The sequence below is a fragment of the Mesorhizobium sp. M7A.F.Ca.US.006.04.2.1 genome (assembly GCF_004022915.1).
Lineage (GTDB): Bacteria > Pseudomonadota > Alphaproteobacteria > Rhizobiales > Rhizobiaceae > Mesorhizobium > Mesorhizobium ciceri.
Map to the genome: position 1 here is coordinate 1 of NZ_RZQA01000680.1, position 3,618 is coordinate 3,618.

4 protein-coding genes and 1 pseudogene are annotated in these 3,618 nt (G+C 63.4%); 3 read left to right on the forward strand and 2 right to left on the reverse strand.

The window, feature by feature from the left end; genetic code table 11:
* Positions 1-384, forward strand: a pseudogene (locus tag EN925_RS27940) (EamA family transporter RarD); the annotation flags it as partial.
* A gap of 9 nt (positions 385-393) precedes the next feature.
* A complete protein-coding gene (locus tag EN925_RS27945) occupies positions 394-1,080 on the forward strand; it encodes a glutathione S-transferase family protein (RefSeq protein ID WP_127368676.1) in 687 nt (228 codons plus the stop codon).
* A 16-nt stretch (positions 1,081-1,096) separates the two neighbouring features.
* Here the strand turns inward: EN925_RS27945 and EN925_RS27950 are convergent, their stop codons facing one another.
* Together EN925_RS27950 and EN925_RS27955 are read right to left on the reverse strand one after the other, a co-directional pair.
* A complete protein-coding gene (locus EN925_RS27950) occupies positions 1,097-2,095 on the reverse strand; it encodes a transporter (RefSeq protein ID WP_164753979.1) in 999 nt (332 codons plus the stop codon).
* A gap of 174 nt (positions 2,096-2,269) precedes the next feature.
* A complete protein-coding gene (locus tag EN925_RS27955; protein ID WP_013532552.1) occupies positions 2,270-2,560 on the reverse strand; it encodes a muconolactone Delta-isomerase family protein in 291 nt (96 codons plus the stop codon).
* 109 nt (positions 2,561-2,669) lie between these two features.
* Here EN925_RS27955 and EN925_RS27960 point away from each other — a divergent pair, with 109 nt between their 5' ends.
* Positions 2,670-3,578: a LysR substrate-binding domain-containing protein gene (locus EN925_RS27960; RefSeq protein WP_127368675.1), complete on the forward strand. Its 909-nt coding sequence runs from the start codon at positions 2,670-2,672 to the stop codon at positions 3,576-3,578.
* The last annotated feature ends 40 nt before the right edge of the window (positions 3,579-3,618 follow it).

Genomic DNA, 3,618 nt, shown 5'->3' on the forward strand with positions numbered 1-3,618 from the left:
GGCCCGAGCCAGGGATTTTTGCTCGAAGTCCTTCTGCTGTCGGTGCCGGCACTTGGCTACATCGTCTATCTCATCGCGACCGGACAGGACCACATCGTATCCAACAGTGGCACGGATACGGCGTTGCTGATCGGCTGCGGTCCAGTCACATCGGTGCCGTTGTTGCTGTTCGCCTTCGGCGCCAAGCTGCTGCGGCTGTCAACCATCGGCATCATGCAATATATCGCGCCGACCATGGTGTTCCTGATCGCCGTTCTGATCTTCGACGAGCCTTTCGGCACCATCCAGGCCATCGCCTTTGCGCTGATCTGGGCGGCTTTGGCAGTCTATTCCTGGTCGATGTTGACGACAGCGCGACGCGCCGCGCCGCAGCCCGTACGGTAAGGGGGTTCGATGTACCTGCTGCATATCGCCAACAAAAATTATTCCTCATGGTCGCTGCGGCCCTGGGTGCTGATGCGCGCGCTGTATATCCCATTCGAGGAGCGGCTGACGCCATTCCCGACCGGATCGAGCTGGGATCTGTACCGTTCCTTCTCACCGAGCGGCCGCGTGCCGTGCCTGGTCGACGACGGCTGGGCGGTCTGGGATTCGCTGGCCATCGTCGAATATCTGGCAGAACGCCACCATGGCGTGTGGCCCGTCGAAGCCAAGGCGCGCGCCTGGGCGCGCTCGGCCGCCGCCGAGATGCATTCGAGCTTCACCGCATTGCGCAGCGCCTGTCCGATGAGTTGCGGCGTGCGGGTAGAGCCGTTTCCGATGTCCGATGCGCTGAAGCAGGACCTCTTTCGCCTCGGCGACCTCTGGAATGATGGTCTTGCTCGTTTCGGCGGGCCATTTCTGGCGGGCGCTCATTTCACCGCAGTAGATGCTTTCTTTGCCCCGGTGGCGTTCCGCGCACAGTCTTATGGGCTCTCCTTCGAGGGTGCGGCTGCAGCGTATCCGGCGCAGTTGCTTGCTCTGCCGGCGATGCGCGAATGGCATGCGGCTGGGCTTGCCGAGACCTGGCGCGAGCCCGATCACGAAGCGGAAGTGGCCGCCGCCGGCACCATCATCGAGGATCTTCGCGCCACTGCGTGAAAGCTGCCGGCGGGTGCTACATCTGTCCGAGCCGCCTGACAAAGAGATAGGTCGCACCCGCGATCACCATGGACACAGCCGTCACCACCCAAAAGCCCATTGGCGTGTCGACCAGCGGCAGGCCCCCAACGTTCATGCCGAACAGGCCTGAGATGATGGTCATCGGCAACAGCACCGCCGTCATCACCGACAGGACGTACAGCAGCCGGTTCGACTGCGTCGTCAGCTTTGCCATAAGCTCGTCCTGCAATAGCCGGGCGCGCGCCTGCAACTGCTCGCCGTCATAGTGCAGCGTCTGCGCCCGGTGTGAAAGGCGCGCGGCCATGTCGTTGATGCTGTCTGGCAGGTCGTTGCGGTGCGAATGATCAAGGTGACGGAACAGATTGGTCAGCGTCGCCATCTGCCTGTGGATCACCACCAGATGCCGGCGCGCGTCGACCAGGGATTGCCGTTCATTGTGCCATGCGTCGCAGACGATACGGTCTTCGATGCCGTCGAGACTGTCGCCGAGTGCCGCAAGTTCCGCCACCATGCCATCGAACGACTGGCCGACGACAGCCTCGATCAACTCGGCTGGCGAGCGGAACTTGCGCGATCCATTCTCGATCGCCTTGCGGATGTTGTCGACCGATTGCAGCGGTTGCTTGCGGGCGCCGACCAGCATCGTGTCATTGAGCGCGAAGCGGAAATGGCCAAGCCCGCCCGCTTCCGCCGAATAGTCATGGCGCAGGTCCGGCAGATCGCCATAGAGCCAGTCGTCCTCAAGGTCGATGTGGCAGCCATGGCTGGCGGATAGGAAAGCTTCACGCACGGGTGCCGGCAAAGCCCGATCGGCGCCGATTTCGTGGCGGGCCCGCATGTCGGAAAGCTGGTAGCTGCGCCATGTCCAGTGCGCGGCGGCGGCGTCCCTGGTTCGCACGCCCTCAGCGGTGAAGTGATAGATGAAGAACAATCCGTGCTCGTCGGGCAGGTAGGGCGACAGGTCGGTGCCTTCCGGGGCGAGAGAGATGTCCATGGGCGGTGCCAGATACATGTTCCGAAGATGGCGCCGCACGGCGGCTGCCTGATACTGATTCCTAGCACGCGCGAAGCCGGTTTCGTGTGACGGTTTCTTGACAGCCGATCACAGTCTGTCGATCCCCCGTGTCAATCCGGGGGTGACGCCTTCGTCACCCCCGGATGTGCCCTGTCAGTGCTTCGGGCCGAAGCCGGGGTAGGGCTTGAGGGGCACGATTGCGGCAATGTCCATCATGCCGGCCTTGACCAACGGCAAGGTGGCGAGGTGGCCGCGAACCTCAGCATCATCAGCAGCCTCGAGCATCATGCCGCTGCCCGGGATATCGCCTCGGTTCCACACCTGACGTACCGCCCCTTCGGCGTAGAGCGTGCGCCGCTGTTCGGCTTCGCCGGGCAGAAGCGGAGCGAAATCGGCATCGGTAAATTTTTCGGTGTTGCGAGCGAGAAGGGCAAAGAACTGCATGGCAGTCTCCTTTGGTTGGATGGCCGATTATCGCTTTTGGCTGGTCAGACAGTCTAAGACTGATTAGGCTAAAGTTGAGACCCAGAGGGACTTGAGCCTTGGAGGAGAAATGTTCGACCTGCGCCAGCTCCGCTATTTCGTCACGGTCGCCGAAACCGGAAATGTCGGGCGCGCAGCCGAAATGCTGCATATTTCCCAATCGCCACTCAGCCGGCAGATCATCCAGCTCGAGGAGCAGTTGGGTGTTTCCCTCTTTGAGAGGTCGAAGCAGCGGGTCCATCTCAACGCCGAGGGCCGCGCCTTCCTCACCGAGGCCCGCGCGCTGCTGTCCAATGCGCGACGTGTGGAGGAGTTCGGCCGCAACCTGGCCAGCGGCGCCGTCGGCCGGCTCGCCATCGGCTATGTCGAAGGGGCCGTTCATGCCGGGCTTGTCGCCGGGATGCTGCGCCAGTTCCGTCGCGACCGGCCGGATTTCCACCTGCAGCTGAGAAGCCTGCGTTCGGCGGCGCAGTTGGAAGGGCTACGGCAGCGGTCGCTGGATCTGGGCTTTGTCTACTCGTCGCCACCCGATGATGATCCGGATGTCGCCGCCATGGCGCTGCGGCATGAGCCGCTGGTGCTGGCGATCCCCGAAGATGACCCACTCGTTGAAGTGCCAGAGATCGGGCCTCACCATCTTGACGGTCGCACCTGGATCACCGTCGTGCGCCAGCCGGACGACACCAATCGCGGCCAGTTCCTTGCCGCCTGCGCCAAAGCCGGCTTTTTGCCCGACATCGCCTATGAGACGGCGGACCCGCTGACCTCGCTCGGCCTTGTCAGCGCGGGTCTCGGCTTGGCGACGGTGCAAGCCAGCCTGCGTGCCGCCGCGCCGCCGCGGATCGTGTTTCGCGACCTGCCGTGGTTCGACCGCACGGTTTCACTCCATCTCGCCTGGCGGCGTCATGACCGGCGCGCGGTGATTGCCGATTTGCGGCAGGCTGCGGCGGAAGAGGGGAGTAGGGCAGTAGGGCAGTAGGGCAGTAGGGCAGTAGGGCAGTAGGGCAGTAGGGCAGTAG

Bases quoted from the DNA above. Each gene is read 5' to 3' on its own strand.
- EN925_RS27945 (WP_127368676.1), top strand. From the start codon at position 394: ATGTACCTGCTGCATATCGCCAACAAAAATTATTCCTCATGGTCGCTG.
- EN925_RS27950 (WP_164753979.1), bottom strand. From the start codon at position 2,095: ATGGACATCTCTCTCGCCCCGGAAGGCACCGACCTGTCGCCCTACCTG.
- EN925_RS27955 (WP_013532552.1), bottom strand. From the start codon at position 2,560: ATGCAGTTCTTTGCCCTTCTCGCTCGCAACACCGAAAAATTTACCGAT.
- EN925_RS27960 (WP_127368675.1), top strand. From the start codon at position 2,670: ATGTTCGACCTGCGCCAGCTCCGCTATTTCGTCACGGTCGCCGAAACC.